The 18,881-nt window shown below is 71.3% G+C and carries 12 protein-coding genes and 1 tRNA gene; 11 read left to right on the top strand and 2 right to left on the bottom strand.

Annotation, left to right across the window (positions count from 1 at the left end; translation table 11 throughout):
* Positions 1-20 precede the first annotated feature (20 nt).
* The 11 genes from QIY60_RS11455 to QIY60_RS11405 all read left to right on the top strand — a co-directional run bounded on the left by QIY60_RS11455 (position 21) and on the right by QIY60_RS11405 (position 16,353).
* On the top strand, positions 21-374 hold the full coding sequence (locus QIY60_RS11455; protein ID WP_053728100.1) for an STAS domain-containing protein: 354 nt from the start codon (positions 21-23) through the stop codon (positions 372-374).
* 85 nt (positions 375-459) lie between these two features.
* Positions 460-903 (top strand): ATP-binding protein, encoded by a 444-nt coding sequence (locus QIY60_RS11450; protein ID WP_190092620.1) that lies wholly within the window; start codon positions 460-462, stop codon positions 901-903.
* Between the two features lie 249 nt (positions 904-1,152).
* Positions 1,153-3,546 (top strand): sodium-translocating pyrophosphatase, encoded by a 2,394-nt coding sequence (locus tag QIY60_RS11445; RefSeq protein WP_283142318.1) that lies wholly within the window; start codon positions 1,153-1,155, stop codon positions 3,544-3,546.
* Between the two features lie 189 nt (positions 3,547-3,735).
* Positions 3,736-4,470: a small secreted protein gene (locus tag QIY60_RS11440; RefSeq protein WP_283142317.1), complete on the top strand. Its 735-nt coding sequence runs from the start codon at positions 3,736-3,738 to the stop codon at positions 4,468-4,470.
* 113 nt (positions 4,471-4,583) lie between these two features.
* Positions 4,584-6,119 (top strand): methyltransferase, encoded by a 1,536-nt coding sequence (locus QIY60_RS11435; protein ID WP_283142316.1) that lies wholly within the window; start codon positions 4,584-4,586, stop codon positions 6,117-6,119.
* A 313-nt stretch (positions 6,120-6,432) separates the two neighbouring features.
* The gene (locus QIY60_RS11430; RefSeq protein ID WP_283142315.1) at positions 6,433-6,648 is read left to right on the top strand and encodes a hypothetical protein; all 216 of its coding nucleotides are present in this window, start codon (positions 6,433-6,435) and stop codon (positions 6,646-6,648) included.
* 248 nt (positions 6,649-6,896) lie between these two features.
* On the top strand, positions 6,897-9,695 hold the full coding sequence (gene topA, locus QIY60_RS11425; protein ID WP_283142314.1) for a type I DNA topoisomerase: 2,799 nt from the start codon (positions 6,897-6,899) through the stop codon (positions 9,693-9,695).
* Positions 9,696-9,859: 164 nt separating this feature from the next.
* A complete protein-coding gene (gene tmk / locus QIY60_RS11420) occupies positions 9,860-13,204 on the top strand; it encodes a dTMP kinase (RefSeq protein ID WP_283142313.1) in 3,345 nt (1,114 codons plus the stop codon).
* A 102-nt stretch (positions 13,205-13,306) separates the two neighbouring features.
* The gene (locus tag QIY60_RS11415; RefSeq protein WP_283142312.1) at positions 13,307-14,512 is read left to right on the top strand and encodes a DNA polymerase III subunit delta'; all 1,206 of its coding nucleotides are present in this window, start codon (positions 13,307-13,309) and stop codon (positions 14,510-14,512) included.
* Positions 14,513-14,632: 120 nt separating this feature from the next.
* Positions 14,633-16,183, top strand: a complete 1,551-nt coding sequence (locus QIY60_RS11410; protein ID WP_283142311.1) for an alpha/beta hydrolase — start codon at positions 14,633-14,635, stop codon at positions 16,181-16,183.
* A 96-nt stretch (positions 16,184-16,279) separates the two neighbouring features.
* Positions 16,280-16,353: transfer RNA gene (locus QIY60_RS11405), tRNA-Thr, on the top strand.
* Positions 16,354-16,481: 128 nt separating this feature from the next.
* Here QIY60_RS11405 and QIY60_RS11400 read toward each other — a convergent pair.
* On the bottom strand, positions 16,482-18,125 hold the full coding sequence (locus QIY60_RS11400) for a site-specific integrase (RefSeq protein WP_283142310.1): 1,644 nt from the start codon (positions 18,123-18,125) through the stop codon (positions 16,482-16,484).
* On the bottom strand, positions 18,122-18,823 hold the full coding sequence (locus QIY60_RS11395) for a helix-turn-helix transcriptional regulator (RefSeq protein ID WP_283142309.1): 702 nt from the start codon (positions 18,821-18,823) through the stop codon (positions 18,122-18,124). The genes QIY60_RS11400 and QIY60_RS11395 overlap by 4 nt, the downstream gene beginning before the upstream one ends.
* Positions 18,824-18,881 lie beyond the last annotated feature (58 nt).

The following is an 18,881-nucleotide window of genomic DNA, read 5'->3' as shown; positions in this document are numbered from 1 at the left end:
AGCAAGGTGCTGGAGGATCCGTGGACCTGTCCCTGTCGACTCGCAATGTGTCCGGCCCTGGTGGCGACCGTACGGTCGTCGAGGTCGGTGGCGAGATTGATGTGTATACCGCGCCCAAGCTGCGCGAGCAGTTGGTCGAGTTGGTGAACGACGGCAGCTACCACCTGGTTGTCGACATGGAGGGCGTGGACTTCCTCGACTCCACCGGCCTCGGCGTGCTCGTGGGCGGACTCAAGCGTGTCCGTGCCCACGAGGGCTCCCTGCGGCTGGTCTGCAACCAGGAGCGCATTCTGAAGATCTTCCGGATCACCGGGCTCACCAAGGTGTTCCCGATCCACGGCTCGGTCGACGAAGCCGTCAACGCCACTGACTGACGGCTCCGGAGGAAGGACAGGGGCACCGGGTTCCTCACGGCCCGGGGCCCCTGAGAAGCACGCCCGTACGTCCGAGGGGGATCGCATGGCCACCGTTGAACTCCGCTTCAGCGCCCAGCCCGAACACGTCCGGACGGCCCGCCTGGTGGCGGCCGCCGTGGCGCGCCGAGCCGGGGTGGACGAGGCGGTCCTCGACGAGGTCAGGCTCGCCGTCGGCGAGGCGTGCAGCCGCGCTGTGGGGCTGCACCGTGCGTACGGGGTGACGGCGCCGGTGCGCGTCGCGCTGACCGAGGAGGAGAAGGCGTTCTCCATCGAGGTCGGGGACGAGGTGCCCGGTCCGGGCTCCGGGGGTGCCGCGCCGGGTGTGCGCGGTGCCACGGCCGACGAGGAGCCGGACGACGGCGGGGAGGACGGGATGGGCCTCGCGGTCATCAGCGGCCTCGTCGACGACGTGGAGGTCACTTCGGACGAGTCCGGTGGTGTCATCCGGATGACCTGGCCGATCACCGGGGCGACCGCCGAGCCCTGACCGACCCGTCGACCCCTGCTGAACAGGCCCTGCTGAGCAGGGCCTTTTTCATTTTTGGCGATTATTCTCTAGATCATCGATCAGTCGTCAATGCTTTTGCCCCATTACCGCTTTCGGGGGCCTTTTCGTGGCGCGATCATTTGCTGAGTAGCAACTGAAGGTCAATTCCGCTAACCGCGCCCTGTTTTGATCGTGTTCCGCTCCCTACAATCCGTCCACATCTTGGGCTCTGAACGTCAAGGAGGACGAATGGCGGGGCTCTTCAACCCACAAGAACTCGATCACCCCACTTCACTCGCGGCCGCGGTTCTGACCGACGACAACCGGCTGATCGTGATCGTCATCGCGGCCGTGGCCCTCGCGGCCCTGGTCGTGGCCCAACTGCTGGTCCGCCAGGTGCTGGCGGCCGGTGAGGGCACCGACTCGATGAAGAAGATCGCGGCAGCCGTACAGGAAGGCGCGAATGCCTATCTGGCCCGGCAGCTGCGCACCCTCGGCGTCTTCGCCGTCGTGGTGTTCTTCCTGCTCTTCCTGCTGCCGGCCGACAACTGGTCGCAGCGCGCGGGCCGGTCTGCCTTCTTCCTGATCGGCGCGCTCTTCTCGGCGACGACCGGATACGTCGGCATGCGACTGGCCGTACGCGCGAATGTGCGCGTGGCGGCCGCTGCCCGCGAGGCGACCCCTGCGGAAGGCGAACCTGAAAAAGATCTCACGACTGTCTCGCACACAGCCATGAAGATCGCTTTCCGTACGGGCGGCGTGGTCGGCATGTTCACGGTGGGCCTCGGCCTGCTGGGTGCCTCCTGCGTCGTCCTGGTCTACGCCGCGGATGCCCCCAAGGTGCTGGAGGGCTTCGGCCTCGGCGCCGCGCTGATCGCCATGTTCATGCGTGTCGGCGGCGGCATCTTCACCAAGGCGGCGGACGTCGGCGCCGACCTCGTCGGCAAGGTGGAACAAGGTATTCCGGAGGACGACCCGAGGAACGCCGCCACCATCGCCGACAACGTCGGCGACAACGTCGGCGACTGCGCGGGCATGGCGGCGGACCTCTTCGAGTCCTACGCCGTGACCCTGGTCGCCGCACTGATCCTCGGCAAGGCGGCCTTCGGTGACTCGGGCCTCGCCTTCCCGCTGATCGTCCCGGCGATCGGCGTGGTCACCGCGATGATCGGCATCTTCGCGGTCGCCCCGCGGCGCGCCGACCGCAGCGGGATGTCCGCCATCAACCGCGGCTTCTTCATCTCCGCGGTGATCTCCCTCACCCTGGTGGCGGCGGCGGTCTACATCTATCTGCCGTCCACGTACGCCGAGTTGGACGGGGTCACCGACGCCGCCATCAAGGCGCACGACGGCGACCCGCGGATCCTGGCGCTGGTCGCGGTGGCCATCGGCATCGTGCTCGCCGCCGTCATCCAGCAGCTGACCGGGTACTTCACCGAGACCACCCGGCGTCCCGTCCGCGACATCGGCAAGTCGTCGCTCACGGGCCCTGCGACGGTCATCCTGGCCGGTATCTCCATCGGTCTGGAGTCCGCCGTCTACACGGCCCTGCTGATCGGTCTGAGCGTCTACGGGGCCTTCCTGCTCGGCGGTACGTCGATCATGCTCGCCCTGTTCGCGGTGGCGCTGGCCGGTACCGGTCTGCTCACCACGGTCGGCGTGATCGTCGCCATGGACACCTTCGGCCCGGTCTCCGACAACGCGCAGGGCATCGCCGAGATGTCCGGCGACGTCGAGGGCGCCGGTGCCCAGGTCCTCACCGACCTGGACGCCGTCGGCAACACCACCAAGGCCATCACCAAGGGCATCGCCATCGCCACCGCGGTCCTCGCGGCGGCGGCGCTCTACGGCTCGTACCGCGACGCCATCGCCACCGCGGTGAACGACGTGGGCGCCAAGTCCAGCGAGATGACCCTCAGCATGGACATCTCGCAGCCCAACAACCTGGTGGGCCTGATGCTGGGCGCGGCGGTCGTGTTCCTCTTCTCGGGCCTCGCGATCAACGCGGTGTCCCGGTCGGCGGGCGCGGTGGTCTTCGAGGTGCGGCGGCAGTTCCGCGAGCACCCCGGGATCATGGACTACAGCGAGCAGCCGGAGTACGGCCGAGTCGTCGACATCTGTACGAAGGACGCCCTCCGGGAGCTGGCGACCCCCGGCTTGCTCGCGGTGCTGGCGCCCATCGCGGTCGGCTTCACGTTCGGCGTCGGCGCGCTCGGCTCGTACCTGGCGGGCGCGATCGGCACCGGCACGCTGATGGCCGTCTTCCTCGCCAACTCCGGTGGCGCGTGGGACAACGCCAAGAAGATGGTCGAGGACGGCAACTTCGGCGGCAAGGGCAGTGAGGCCCATGCCGCCACCGTCATCGGCGACACGGTGGGCGACCCGTTCAAGGACACCGCGGGCCCGGCCATCAACCCGCTCCTGAAGGTGATGAACCTGGTGGCGCTGCTCATCGCGCCCGCGGTGGTCAAGTTCAGCTACGGGGCGGACGCCAGCCCCGGAGTGCGCGCGGTCGTCGCGGTGCTGGCCACGGCCGTCATCGTCGGCGCGGTGTACGTCTCCAAGCGCCGCGGAGTGGCGGTGGGTGACGAAGGGAACCACGAGATGACCGCCAAGTCGCCTGACCCTGCGGTCGTTTCCTAGCGGCAGTACGACAAGGACGGGCGGGCGGTGCGGATTGACGCACCGTCCGCCCGTCGCTGCGTGGTCGTGAGCCTTCTCTCCCTTGGTGCAAATGGCTCCAAAAGCGAGCAGATCCGGCGTAGGACACGCGGTTGTCGCCCACTTGGCGTGTATGTTCCGGGGCCGAGAGCCTTGGAAGGGACCGATCCGGTGAACAAGAAGCTTGCGGCCGCACTGTCCGGCGGCGCGGTACTGGTGCTCGCACTGTCGGGTTGCAGCAGCGACGACTCGGACAAGAAGGTGAAGGACTGGGCCAAGACCTTCTGCGACCAGGCCCAGCCGCAGATCAAGAAGATCACTGACGCCAACGCGGCCATCGAGAAGCAGACGGCCGACGAGAGCAAGCCGGTTGACGTCCAGAAGACGGACTCGGCTGCCTTCCAGCAGATCTCCGACGCGTACAAGTCGCTTGCCGACAGCCTCAACAAGGCCGGTGTCCCGCCCGTCAAGGACGGCGACAAGACCCAGCAGGAGGCCGCCAAGGAGCTGACGGCGTCCTCCGCCTCGTACGCCGACCTCAAGAAGAAGGTCGACGCACTCGACACCGGCGACCAGGCGAAGTTCGCCGACGGCCTCAAGGGCGTCGCCGACCAGCTGAACACCATCAGCAAGAGCAGCGACGACGCCCTCAAGAAGCTGGAGTCCGGCGACCTCGGCAAGGCGATGCAGACGCAGCCCGGCTGCCAGAAGCAGACCGCCTCCGCGCCCTCCTCGGCGTCGCCCGCGGCCGGCGGCGACGCCTCCGAGCAGGCGTCCCCCTCGGGCTCGGCCTCCCAGGGGGCGAAGCCCTCGGGGTCCGCGAAGCCTTCCGAGTCCGGCAAGCCCTCGGAGTCGGCGAAGCCGTCCGACTCGGCCAAGCCGTCGTCGTCGGCGAGCAGCGAGTAGCCCCTACTCCGTAGGGGCACCGCCGTCGCCGCGGACGCCCTCTCGTACGGCCCGGACCCCATGTGGGTGCCGGGCCGTGGGTGTTTGTCAGTGCCAGCCGCCACAATGGCCGGGTGAGTACGACCAGTGTTTCCGCCAGTCCGCCCGCCGGCCTGCCCGTGCCCGACCGCGCCGCCGCGCTCCGCGACGCCCTGCTCGCGGCCGACTTCACCGCCGACGGCCTGCTCGACCTGCTCGGCGCGCCCGCCTACGCCGCGCTGGCCCGCAGCGAGACCGTGCCCGCCCTGCGGGCCACCCGCGGCGGCTCGCCGCTCGACACGCTCGTACGGCTGTTCCTGCTCCAGCAGCCCGTCGCGTACGAGCACGCCAGAGCGGCCCTGCCGGGCGACGAGGCCCTGGAGGACGGCTGGCTCACCCGTACGGGTGCGGAGGTGTGCGCCGCGGTTGACGTGCGTCCGTACGGCGGCCCGGAGGGCCAGGACTGGTTCATCGTCTCCGACCTCGGCTGCGCGGTCGGCGGCGCGGGCGGGGCGAGCGGCCAGGGCCGCCAGGCAGACACAGCGATGGTCCTCGGGGTCGGCGGCGCGTCCACCACGCTCGCCGGGCTCACCGTCCGCACCCCGGTGGCCTCCGCCCTGGACCTCGGTACCGGCTCCGGCATCCAGGCGCTGCACGCGGCGCAGCACGCGACCCGGGTCACCGCCACCGACCTGAACCCGCGCGCGCTCGCCTTCACCCGCCTCACCCTCGCCCTGTCCGGCGCGCCCGAGGCGGAACTGCGCGAGGGCTCGCTCTACGAGCCGGTGGGCTCCGAGACGTACGACCTGATCGTGTCCAACCCGCCGTTCGTCATCTCGCCGGGCGCCCGGCTGACGTACCGGGACGGCGGCATGGGCGGGGACGATCTGTGCCGCACGCTCGTCCAGCAGGCGGGAGCCCGGCTGAACGAGGGGGGTTACGCGCAGTTCCTCGCCAACTGGCAGCACGTGGAGGGCGAGGAGTGGCAGGAGCGGCTGCGCTCCTGGGTGCCGCGCGGCTGCGACGCCTGGATCGTGCAGCGCGAGGTCCAGGACGTCACCCAGTACGCGGAGCTGTGGCTGCGGGACGCCGGGGACCACCGCACCGGCTCCGAGGCCTACGCGGAGCGGTACGGGGCGTGGCTCGACGAGTTCGAGGCGCGCAAGACCAAGGCGATCGGCTTCGGCTGGATCACGCTGTACAAGTCGGGGTCCGAGCAGCCGTCGGTCACCGTCGAGGAGTGGCCGCACCCGGTCGAGCAGCCGCTCGGCGAGGCCATCCGGGCCCACTTCGCCCGGCAGGAGTATCTGCGGACGCACGACGACGCGGCCCTGCTCGCCGACCGGTTCCGCCTCGCCGACGAGGTGGTGCAGGAGCAGGTCGGGCTGCCGGGCGCGGAGGACCCGGAGCACGTGGTGCTGCGGCAGAACCGGGGCATGCGCCGGGCCACCACCGTGGACACGGTCGGCGCGGGCTTCGCGGGCGTCTGCGACGGCCAGTTGGACGCGGGCCGGATCCTGGACGCCATCGCGCAGCTGATCGGCGAGGACCCGGTCCAGCTGCGCGACCGCACCCCGGAGTCGATCCGGATGCTCGTCGGCCAGGGCTTCCTGGAGCCGGTCGGCGAGTGACCCGTGTGCCCCGGAGCGGCCGCCGGGACGGCTGCGCGCGAAGGGGCCGCGTACGACAGGTGAGGTAGGGGCGCTCCCGCATGCGGCGGGGGCGCTCCGGCGGCGGATGTCGGGTGCGGGGAGAGAAAACAAGGGTGTGAATTCGGCCAACCGCGACGGGCACCACACCGCACGCCGCACCCGCTCACCTCGCCCGTCCCCGGGGACGCCCCCGCCCCAACACGCCCGTCCGGCCGTCGCTGGGCCGGATGGAGGTGCGGCCGTTCACCTGGAGTTCGCCGGGACTCCTCCCGCGAGTGCCAGGATCCGCGCCATGAACGGGATGGGTGGGGCGGAGGCCGGTCCGGCCGTGTTCGCGGGGACGGTTTTCGTACTGTTCGGGGGCGCGCTGCTGCTGTGGACGGGGGTGCGCGTGCGGCACCGGGTGCCGGTGGCGGACGGGGCGGGCCTCGTGGTCTCGGCGGCGCTGGCCGCCTTCTTCGGCGCGGTGTTCCTGCTCGCCGGGGTGTGGTGCTTCACACGCCTGTGAGCCCCGGCGATCTTGTGGCGCCGTGCCGGGCCGGTCGGGCTCGTGCCCAGGTCTCCGCTGGGACGAAACGCTTTTCAGAACGTTCTGGGACGGTCCAGGCGGCAGACTCGCCGTAAGTCGGGTTACCGTTCGAGTGGCCGCTGCGGGCTTTTGCTGTTTGACACGGGGGCGGGTTGTACCGTCACACTCCGCAGCGACCGTACAGCTCGTACGTGCCACCCGAGTGCCGACCGGAGAGAAGAGCGAAGTTGTCCCCGACCAGCGAGACCGCAAAGGGCGGCCGCCGACTCGTCATCGTCGAGTCTCCTGCCAAGGCGAAGACGATCAAGGGCTACCTGGGCCCCGGTTATGTCGTCGAGGCGAGTGTCGGGCACATCCGCGACCTCCCGAACGGCGCCGCCGAGGTGCCCGACAAGTACACCGGCGAGGTGCGCCGCCTCGGCGTGGACGTCGAACACGACTTCCAGCCCATCTATGTCGTCAACGCCGACAAGAAGGCCCAGGTCAGAAAGCTCAAGGAGCTCCTTGCCGAGTCCGACGAGCTCTTCCTCGCCACCGATGAGGACCGCGAGGGCGAGGCCATCGCGTGGCACCTGCAGGAAGTCCTGAAGCCCAAGGTCCCGGTCCACCGGATGGTCTTCCACGAGATCACCAAGGACGCCATCCGGGACGCCGTCGCCAACCCGCGCGAGCTCAACCAGCGCATGGTCGACGCCCAGGAGACCCGCCGCATCCTCGACCGCCTCTACGGCTACGAGGTCTCGCCGGTCCTGTGGAAGAAGGTCATGCCGAGGCTCTCGGCGGGCCGCGTCCAGTCGGTGGCGACCAGGCTCGTGGTGGAGCGGGAACGCGAGCGCATCGCTTTTCGTTCTGCTGAGTACTGGGACCTGACCGGGACGTTCTCCACCGGCCGGGCGGGCGACGCCTCCGACCCGTCCTCGCTGGTGGCACGGCTCGCGACGGTCGACGGCCGCCGAGTGGCACAGGGCCGCGACTTCGGTCCCGACGGACAACTGAAGAGCGACGTCCTCCACCTCGACGAGGCGAACGCCAGGGCTCTGGCGGCCGCCCTCGCCGACTCGGCCTTCGCCGTGCGCTCGGTGGAGTCCAAGCCGTACCGCCGCTCGCCGTACGCCCCGTTCCGTACGACGACGCTCCAGCAGGAGGCCTCCCGCAAGCTCGGCTTCGGGGCCAAGGCCACCATGCAGGTCGCCCAGAAGCTGTACGAGAACGGCTTCATCACCTATATGCGTACGGACTCCACCACGCTCTCCGAGACCGCGGTCTCGGCGGCCCGTGCGCAGGTCACGCAGTTGTACGGCGCGGACTACCTCCCGGAGAAGCCGCGTACGTACGCCGGGAAGGTCAAGAACGCGCAGGAGGCGCACGAGGCGATCCGCCCGTCGGGTGATCGTTTCCGCACTCCGGCGGAGACCGGTCTGACCGGTGACCAGTTCCGGCTCTACGAGCTGATCTGGAAGCGGACGGTCGCGTCCCAGATGAAGGACGCGGTCGGCAACTCCGTCACCGTGAAGATCGCGGGCCGGGCGAGCGACGGGCGGGACGCGGAGTTCACCGCGTCCGGCAAGACGATCACCTTCCACGGCTTCATGAAGGCCTACGTCGAGGGCGCGGACGACCCGAACGCGGAGCTGGACGACCGCGAGCGGCGGCTGCCCCAGGTCGCCGAGGGCGACGCGCTGTCGGCCGAGGAGATCACCGCGGACGGCCACGCGACCAAGCCGCCGGCCCGGTACACCGAGGCCTCGCTGGTCAAGGAGCTGGAAGAGCGCGAGATCGGCCGTCCGTCGACGTACGCGTCGATCATCGGCACGATCCTCGACCGCGGCTACGTCTTCAAGAAGGGCACGGCGCTGGTCCCGTCGTTCCTGAGCTTCGCCGTGGTCAACCTGCTGGAGAAGCACTTCGGCCGGCTCGTCGACTACGACTTCACCGCGCGCATGGAGGACGACCTCGACCGCATCGCGCGGGGCGAGGCCCAGTCGGTGCCGTGGCTGAAGCGCTTCTACTTCGGCGAGGGCGAGGCCGGTGCGGCCTCCGACGCCGGGAACGGCGACGGGGACCACCTCGGCGGTCTGAAGGAGCTGGTCACGGACCTCGGCGCGATCGACGCGCGCGAGATCTCCTCGTTCCCCGTGGGGAACGGGATCGTGCTGCGGGTCGGCCGCTACGGGCCGTACATCGAGCGCGGTGAGAAGGACGCCGAGGGCCACCAGCGCGCCGACGTGCCGGAGGACCTGGCACCCGACGAGCTGACGGTGGAGCACGCGGAGGAGCTGCTCGCCAAGCCGAGCGGCGACTTCGAGCTGGGCGCGGACCCGGTGAGCGGCAACCAGATCGTGGCGAAGGACGGCCGGTACGGGCCGTACGTGACCGAGATCCTGCCGGAGGGCACGCCGAAGACGGGCAAGAACGCGGTGAAGCCGCGGACGGCCTCGCTCTTCAAGTCGATGGCCCTGGACACGGTCACGCTCGACGACGCCCTGAAGCTGATGTCGCTGCCGCGCGTGGTGGGCGCCGACGCCGAGGGCGTCGAGATCACCGCGCAGAACGGGCGGTACGGGCCGTACCTGAAGAAGGGCACGGACTCGCGTTCGCTGGAGTCGGAGGACCAGCTCTTCTCCATCACCCTGGAGCAGGCGCTGGCGATCTACGCGCAGCCGAAGGCGCGCGGGCGTGCGGCCGCCAAGCCGCCGCTCAAGGAGCTGGGCACCGACCCGGTCAGCGAGCGGCCGGTCGTCGTGAAGGACGGGCGCTTCGGCCCGTACGTCACGGACGGCGAGACCAACGCGACCCTGCGGACCGGGGACAGCGTGGAGGACATCACGCCGGAGCGCGGCTACGAGCTCCTCGCGGAGAAGCGCGCCAAGGGTCCCGCCAAGAAGACGGCGAAGAAGGCCCCGGCCAAGAAGGCGCCCGCCAAGAAGACCGCGGCGAAGAAGACGGCCGCGAAGAAGACGGCGGCGACGGCGAAGAAGGCTCCGGCCAAGAAGGCTGCGGCGAAGAAGACTGCGGCGGCCGAGTAGACCGGGGGTGCGGCGGGTCCGGGGTGCGTAAGTGCCCCGGGCCGGGGTGCCGCTGTGCCCACCCGTGCCGCCCTAGCGGCACGATTGCCCACAGCTAGGTAGTAGGCCGCCCGTATGTTCGGGCGGGCCCTCGGGGATCTGGGTGCTCCGGATAGGCTGGGCGGATGACGCGAGCCGAGCATCCCCAGAGCTCCGAAGGCGCAGGGGGGACCCCCACGGTCGTGAGCCCCATCTCCGACGCCCTAGCCGCAGACTCACGCGAGCGTGCCGTACGGGCCCTGTTGCGCATCCCGCCGCTGCGGCGGCTGTGGAGCGCGCAGTTCGTCGGCGGGATCGGCGACGCCCTCGCCGTACTCGTCCTCCTGCTCCTCGCCCTGCAGGTTGCGGTCTCCGAGGACGCCCTCGGCGGCGGCTACCGGGGCGCGGCCTTCGCCGTGGCCGCGGTGCTCGGTGCCCGGGTCCTCGCGACGTTCCTGTTCGGGGCGGTGCTGCTCGGACCCGTGTCGGCGCTGACCGCGCCCAGCGGTCCGCTCGACCGGCGCTGGACCATGATCGGAGCGGACGGCGTACGTGCCGCGCTGCTGATCGTGGCGCCGCTGTGGATCGACTGGACCCCCGACAACGCACTGGTCTTCCTGCTGGCCACCGCCTTCGTGGCCGGGGTCGCCGAGCGGTTCTGGACGGTGTGCAAGGAGAGCGCGGCGCCCGCGCTGCTGCCCGCGCCCCCGCTGGAGGGCGCCGCCGTGCGCCCGCTGCCGGACCATCTGGACGCGCTGCGGCGCCTGTCGCTGCGTACGGCGTTCGCGTCCGTACCGGCGGCCGCCGCCGCCCTGCTGGTGGCCGCGCTCGTGAGCAAGGGCCTCGGCAAGGGCGTCGACTGGTTCTCGCTGCACCAGGCGGCGCTCGGCTCGTACGTGGCGGCCGGTCTGTTCGCCGCGTCCGTCTCCGTCCTGGCGATGCTCGAACTTCCGGACTCCCAGACTCCGCGCGCCCGCTCGCCGCTGGAGGGCCTGCGCAGGCCCTCGACCGGCGCCGGTCCCGACAAGGGGCGTACGGGCGCGGTTCCGCTGCTCGTGCTGGCCTGCGGGGCCGTCGCGGGCGCCATCGCGTCGGCGGCCGCCGTGGCCGTGCTGCACGCGGCGGACCTCGGCGGCGGGCCCGCGGCGTTCGCGCTGCTGGTCCTCGCGCTGGTCGGCGGTACGGGCGCGGGCATCCGCACCGCGCCCAAGGTCCTCCCGGTGCTCTCCCGGCGGCGGCTGCTCGCGCTCGCCATCGCCGTCACCGGTGTCGCGCTGCTCGCCATGGGCCTGGTGCCGGACACCGCGACGGTCCTGTTCATCGCGCTGCTCGCCGGTGTCGCCGCGGGTGTCGCCGCGAACAGCGGGCACACGCTGATCGACCAGGAGACCGAGGACCACCGCAGGGCCCGCACCACCGACCACCTCCAGGCGGTCGTACGGGTCGCGATCGGCCTCGGCGCGATCCTCGCCCCGCTGGTCGCCGCCGCCATCGGCCCGCACCGCCTCGCCGGTGACGGATTCGTCTTCGCGCACGGCGGCGCCGGCTTCACGCTGATGCTGGCCGGCGCGCTGCTGCTGCCGGTCGCCGCGGTCGTCCTGGCCAAGACCGACGACCGGCAGGGCGTGCCGCTGCGGCGCGATCTGCGGGACGCGGTGCGCGGCGCCGACCCGGTGCAGGCCCCGGCCCCGACCGGCTTCTTCATCGCGCTTGAGGGCGGTGACGGCGCCGGCAAGTCCACGCAGGCGCAGGCGCTGGCCGAGTGGATCAGGGCCAAGGGCCACGAGGTCGTGGTCACCCGTGAGCCGGGCGCGACCCCGATGGGCAAGCGGCTGCGCTCGATCCTGCTCGACGTCTCCAGCGCCGGGCTCTCCAACCGCGCGGAGGCCCTGCTGTACGCGGCGGACCGCGCCGAGCACATCGACTCGCTGGTCCGCCCCGCCCTGGAGCGCGGCGCGATCGTCATCTCGGATCGCTACATCGACTCGTCCGTCGCCTACCAGGGAGCCGGACGCGATCTGTCGCCGACCGAGATCGCCCGGATCAACCGCTGGGCGACCGGCGGTCTCGTACCGAACCTGACCGTGCTGCTCGACGTGGCGCCGGAGACCGCCCGGGAGCGGTTCACGGAGGCGCCGGACCGGCTGGAGTCGGAGCCGCCCGAGTTCCACGCGCGCGTGAGGGCGGGCTTCCTCACCCTCGCGGCCGCCGACCCGTCCCGATACCTGGTGGTGGACGCGGGCCAGGAGCCCGAGGCGGTCACCACGGTCGTACGTCACCGGCTCGACCAGATGCTGCCGCTCTCCGAGGCCGAGGTGAAGGCCCAGGAGGAGGCGCGCAAGGCGGCCGAGGAGGAGGCCCGGCGCAAGGCCGAGGAGGAGGCCGCGCGCAAGGCCGAGGAGGAGCGCCTGGAGCGCGAGCGCCAGGCACAGCTCGCCAAGCTGCGCGCCGAGGAGGAGGAGCGCAAGCGGCGCGAGCTGGAGGAGGCGCGCCGCCGCGAGGAGGAGCGCCAGGCGGAGGAGGCCCGGCTGCGGGCCGAGGAGGCCAGGCGCCTCGCCGAGGAGGAGCGCGCCCGGCGCGAGGCGGAGGCCAAGGCCGCCGCGGCCGAGCAGGAACGGCTGCGCAAGCAGGCGGAGGAGCAGGCCCGGCTGCGTGCCGAGGCCGAGGAGCGCCGGCTGGAGAAGCAGCGCAAGGCCGAGGAGGCGCTGCGGCGGGCGGAGGAGGCCCGCCGTCTCGCGGAGGCGGCGACTGCTGCCGCAGCGGCTGCGGCGACGGCTTCCCCTTCGGCCGCCACGGCTTCTCCCTCCGCCCCCATGGCTTCTCCTTCCGCCCCTGCCCAGGGTGCGGAGGACACTTCGGCCACGCGCGCGAGGCGGAAGCCCGAGGCGGAGTCGGCGTCCGAGGTGACGGTGCCCACGCCCGTCGTGAAGCCCGCTGCCCAGCCTGAGGTGAGCCCCAACGAGATCACCCAGGAAGTCCGGGTGCCGGGCACGGACGCCCCCGGCCGGGCCGAGCCCGGTCCGGCCGCTGCCGAAACCACGGTCCTGCCGCAGGTCCCGGCCGAGGCCGACGAGACGACGGTGCTGCCGCCCGTACGGGACGCGGACGAGACGACCGTGCTGCCGCCCGTACGGGAAGGGGCGCGGGAGGCCGACGAGACGACGGTGCTGCCGCCCGTGCGCGACGGGGCCGGGGAGAGCGCGGCGCACCTGCCGGTGCGGGACGCGGACCGGTTCCCGCCGGGGATCTTCCGGGACGAGCAGGACCAGCCCGAGCGGCCGAACGAGCGGACGCGGGAGCTGCCGCAGGTGAACCCCGAGCAGCTGGGCGCGGAGCCCGGGGCCGGAGCGGAGCCGAAGCGGGGCCGACGGCCCAGGCGGCGTTCGGACTGGGCCGAGGAGACCCCGCTGGACGACCTGCCCACGCTCGCCGACGAACTGCTCGGGCCGCACGCCGACGACGATGACGACCGCCGGGGCCGCCGCCGCTGACCTGCGGGAAAGCCGCGCCGGACGGGATTGTCCGACCCCTCCCTCACAATGGGGTCGTAGCGGGGACGTACGGGGCGGAACAGAGCGCGGAGGCGGTGACCCATGACGGTGTGGGACGACCTGGTCGGCCAGGACCGGGTGCAGGAGCAGCTGGCCGCTGCCGCGCGCGACGCCGACGCGCAGGTGACCGCGGTCTCGGCGGGCGAGCCCGTCGCGGACGCGTCGAAGATGACGCACGCGTGGCTGTTCACCGGGCCGCCCGGCTCGGGCCGGTCCACGGCCGCGCGCGCGTTCGCCGCCGCGCTCCAGTGCGTCAGCCCGGACCGGGCGCTGGGCGGGCAGCCCGGCTGCGGGTTCTGCGACGGCTGCCACACCACGCTGGTCGGCACGCACGCGGACGTGGAGATCGTCCGCACCGACCTGCTCTCCATCGGCGTCAAGGAGACCCGCGACCTCGTCCGGCGCGCCCAGCTGTCGCCCGCCGTCGGCCGCTGGCAGGTGATCGTCCTGGAGGACGCCGACCGGCTGACCGAGGGCGCGGGCAATGTGCTCCTGAAGGCCGTGGAGGAGCCCGCGCCGCGCACGGTGTGGCTGCTGTGCGCGCCGTCGCTGGAGGACGTGCTGCCGACGATCCGTTCGCGCTGCCGCCATCTGACGCTGCGCACGCCGCCGGTCGAGGCCGTTGCCGATGTGCTGATCCGCCGTGACGGCATCCCGCCGGAGACCGCGCTCGCCGCCGCCCGCGCCACCCAGGGCCACATCGGCCGGGCCCGCCGCCTGGCCACCGACGACCGCGCGCGCGCCCGCCGCGCCGCCGTGCTCAAGGTGCCGCTCCGGGTCGAGGACGTGGGCGGCTGCCTCAAGGCCGCCCAGGAGCTGGTCGACACGGCCGCCGAAGACGCCAAGGAGCTCGCGGAAGAGGTCGACGTCAAGGAGACCGAGGACCTGAAGGCGGCCCTCGGCGCCCAGGCCGGAGGCCGTATGCCGCGCGGCACCGCCGGGGCGATGAAGGAGCTGGAAGACCGCCAGAAGCGCCGCAAGACGCGTACGCAGCGGGACAGTCTGGACCTCGCCCTCACCGAGCTCACCGGCTTCTACCGCGACGTCCTGGCGCTCCAGCTCGGCTCCCGCATCGCGCTGGCGAACGAGGAGGTACGGGACGCGGTGGACCGCATCGCGCGCGGCTCCGCGCCCGAGGGCACCCTGCGCCGGATAGAGGCGGTCCTCGCCTGCCGCGAGGCTCTGGACCGCAATGTGGCGCCGCTGCTCGCGGTGGAGGCGATGACGTTGGCGCTGCGGGCGGGCTGAGACGACCGGGACGCCCCCCGGGGGGTCCCCCGGTCCTCCCGGTTGACCGCCTCACTCGTACGAGCCGTCGTCCGCCCGCCAACGGGGCACGTGCCGTCACTACCCGGTTACGCTCCGGGGATGGACTCCAGGCGCCTGCTCCGTTCCTCCGCCCTCGCCGTCGCGACCGCCGGGCTGCTCGCCTCCGGATGCTCGTCGGGCAGCTCGTCCACCACCGCGACGGCGTCCACCACATCGGCGGCGGGGGCCCAGCAGTCGGCCGCCCTGCGCACGTACTACCAGCAGAAGCTGACCTGGCGGGCGTGCGGCGTACCGGGCTTCGAGTGCTCCACCATGAAGGCGCCGCTGGACTACGACAAGCCGTCGGGCACCTCCGTCAACCTGGCGGTCGCCCGCAAGAAGGCCACCGGCCCGGGCAAGCGGATCGGGTCGCTCCTGGTCAACCCGGGCGGCCCGGGCGGCACGGCCGTCGGCTACCTCCAGCAGTACGCGGGCCTCGGCTACCCCGCCCCGGTCCGGGCCAGGTACGACATGGTGGCCGTCGACCCGCGCGGGGTGGCCCGCAGCGAGCCCGTCGAATGCCTGACGAGCGAGCAGATGGACGCGTACACCCAGGTCGACCAGACCCCGGACGACGCCGCCGAGAAGACGGCGCTCGCGACCTCGTTCAAGAACTTCGCGAAGGGCTGCGAGACCCGCTCCGGGAAGGTGCTGCCGCACGTCTCCACGGTCGAGGCGGCCCGTGACATGGACATCCTGCGGCAGCTGCTCGGCGACGAGAAGCTGCACTACGTGGGCGCCTCCTACGGCACGTTCCTGGGCGCGACCTACGCCGAGCTGTTCCCGGACCGCACCGGGCGGCTGGTCCTCGACGGCGCGATGGACCCGTCCCTGCCGGCCCTGGAGATGAACCGCGACCAGACGGCGGGCTTCGAGACGGCGTTCCAGTCGTTCGCGGCGGACTGCGTCACGCGCAAGGAGAAGGACTGTCCGCTGGGCACGAAGTCGGTGGCGGACGCCTCGGCGCAGCTCAAGAAGTTCTTCGCCGACCTCGACGCGAAGCCGGTCGACACCGGCGAGTCCCGCAAGCTGGGCGAGGCACTCGCCACGACCGGCGTGATCGCCGCGATGTACGACGAGACGACCTGGCCCGAGCTGCGCACCGGCCTCACGCGCGCGATGCACGGCGACGGCGGGGGCCTGCTGACCCTCGCCGACTCGTACTACGAGCGGGACGCGGAGGGGAAGTACGCCAACCTGATGTCCGCCAACGCGGCCGTGAACTGCCTCGACCTGCCCCCCGCCTTCTCCGGCCCCGACGCGGTCGCCGCCGCGCTCCCCTCCTTCGAGAAGGCCTCCCCGGTCTTCGGCGAGGGCTTCGCCTGGGCGGCCCTGAACTGCGCGTACTGGCCGGTCAGGGCCACCGGCACGCCGCACCGCATCGAGGCGAAGGGTGCGGCCCCGATCGTCGTGGTCGGCACCACCCGCGACCCGGCCACCCCCTACAAGTGGGCGAAGTCCCTCGCCTCCCAGCTGACCTCCGGCCGACTCCTCACGTACGAGGGCGACGGCCACACGGCGTACGGCCGGGGCAGCGACTGCATCGACACCGCGATCAACACGTACCTCCTGGAGGGCACGGCCCCGCCGGCCGACAAGAAGTGCACCTGAGCTGCGGGAGTCCCTCGAACAGGGGTGGTCAGGAGCACCCCCGGAAACTGTGTAGACTTGGCCGCGTTGCTGATCGCACCATGGTGCGGACGGCGTGCCGCCTTAGCTCAGTTGGCCAGAGCAACGCACTCGTAATGCGTAGGTCTCGGGTTCGAATCCCGAAGGCGGCTCAGAGAAACCCCAGGTCACATAGCCCGTGACCTGGGGTTTTCTGTTGCTCGGGCATGCAAAGCCACACGACGGGGACATCCCGGGGACAGCTTGCGTGAGCGATGCGTGAGCGGAGCGCCGCCAGGACCTACTTCTCGGGCTTCCGGCGCTTGGCCCTCTGCTTGGCCGTGGCCTGGGCTTTCGCCTTGTTCTTCGGCTTACCGGCGTCGCCCTCGCGAGTCTTCTTGGCCTTCGCCTTCTTCTCCGCCTTGCGGGCCGCCTTCTCCGCCTCGGCCTTGCGCTGAAGCGGGACCAGCTTCGCCGTCGCCTCGGCGGCGCTCTTGCCGACCTGGGGCAGGACGCTCTGGTAGATGTCCCGCGTGATGCGGGTGTCACTGTGCCCGAGTGTGTCCGACACGATCTTGATGTCGATGTCGGCGGCCAGCATGAGGGTGGCCGCGCCGTGGCGCAGGTCGTGCAACCGGATCGGCGGGAGGCCGGAGGCGGCGACGAGCCGCTCGAAGAGGTCGGTCACCTTGCCCGGGTGCAGCCAGGAGCCATCCTCCTGGGTGAAGACGTGGCCGGTCTCGACCCAGGCCGAGCCCCACTCATCGCGGTCCGCGTCCTGCTGTTCGCGGTGCCGCTTCAGGACGCTGACGGTGTCGTCGTCGAGTGCGACCACGCGGTAGCCGCTGTCCGTCTTCGGGTCGGATGCCTCGATCTCCCAGCCGTCCTGCACGAGCTGGGAGGAGACGGTGAGGGAGTGGGTGTCGAGGTTCGTCTCCGACCACGGCTGCCCACATGCCTCACCACGGCGCAGGCCGCGGAAGGCGATCAGGTGCCACATCGCGTACAGCCGGTCCTCGGCGACGAAGTCGAGGAAGGCGCCGGTCTGTTGGGGCGTCCAGACCATCACGGGCGACGGCTTCTCGCCCGTCTGCTCCCACTTGGCGACCCGCTCGTCCGTCCATACCAGGGCCTTCGGCTTGCGTACGGGATCGATCTCGACGTGGGCGGCCGGGTTGAACGTGATGACCTGCTGCCCGATCGCGTCGTTCAGGGCCGCACGGAGCGTGGCCTTGACGTGCAGACGCGTAGCGGGACCGGTGACGCGACGGAAGGGCGGCATCTCGTCGATCGCGGCCTTCATCGCCTTGCGTCGGGCTCGGTTCTCCGCGCCCTTCCACGGCATGGTCGCCAGCTCATCGATCGCTGCTCGCCGCTGAGTGTTCCCCTCCAGGATCTGGGCGTTGGTATCGCGGATGTCCGTGAACATCTCGCTGAGGTGGCTCACGCGCAGCCGGTCGAGACGCTGGTTCCCGATGCGCGGCTTGAGGTGCACGCGGATGTCGGTCTCGTAGCGGCTGATGCCCGACTTGCGTATGCGCTTGCCCGCCAGCCAGCGGTCCAGCCACTCGGACACGGTCAGGCTGCCGATGAGGTCCTGGCCGGCGTTGAGGCGCCGCCTCGTCTCCTCGACGTCGGGCAGGGGAGCCTTCTCGCTGCTGACTTCCGTCAGCATGGCGGCAATCAGTTCCGTGCCCTCGGGGTCGTCCGACTCGGCCAGGCCGAGGAGGGCGCGGACGTGGTCGAGGTCGGCCTGGGCCGCTTTGCGGCTGTCGTAGCCGCCGCGAGCGAAGGACCTGCGGCTGCCGTCCTCGCGCGGCGGCAGCTCCTGGCGTATGGAGTAGGTGCAGTGGTTCCTGCTGTTGCGCTTGGGGCAGGAGGTGCCGAGTTCCTTGCCGGTCCTCGGGTCGCGGCAGGAGCAGCGGCGGTAGGTGGACCCCTTCAAAGATCATTCTCCTCAGTGGTGTTGGCGTTGCTGCCGGGTTGTGGTGGGTCGACGTCGGCGAGTTCGGGGGGCAGGTAGGGGAGGAGGCCGCGGCCGCGGCGGATGAATGAGCGGGCTACGCGGAGGCGTTGCTTGGCCTTGTCGATGCGCTCCAGGCAGGTGGCCTGGTCGCGCAGGGCCTCCGTCCGTTCTGTGGCGCTGGTTGCCAGCTCGATGGCGTACTGCGCGTAGCTCTCACTGTCCATCGCGGAGCGTGCCTCGCCGAGGGCCTCGATGTGCTCGCGCTGGTAGCCGAGCATGTCGCGGTCGGCCAGAGAGCCGCTGTCCTGAGCGATGAACCAGCACATGGCCTCCCACGGAGCGGTGCGTTGCTCGTACGGGAGCCGCTGGACCTCGGCGACGTAACCGATCGGGTAGATGAGGCAGATCGGGTTCGTGCGCAGCGCCTTGGCCAGGACCATGACGTCGACCAGGGGCAGGTTGGCGCGGCGGCCGGATTCCATATTGGCGATGACGTTGCGGGGGATCGGGTGGCCGAGCTCCTCGCACCGGTCGGCGAGGTCCTGGGCGCTCATACGCAACTCCTTCCTTCGGCGTCGGACCTCGGCGGCCACGGTGGCCATGACGTGGTCGGTCCACTCGGGGACGTCGTCCTGGTCTTCGTCCTCGTATCCAGCATCGGAATCGCGTTGTGTCATGAGGACACATTAGCTTCGCCATCCTGGATTTAGTGGCCAGGAGCCGGGCGTGATCGTC

Source organism: Streptomyces sp. BPTC-684 (assembly GCF_030028635.1).
Lineage (GTDB): Bacteria > Actinomycetota > Actinomycetes > Streptomycetales > Streptomycetaceae > Streptomyces > Streptomyces noboritoensis.
This window is presented reverse-complemented; position numbering and strand designations above follow the sequence as displayed.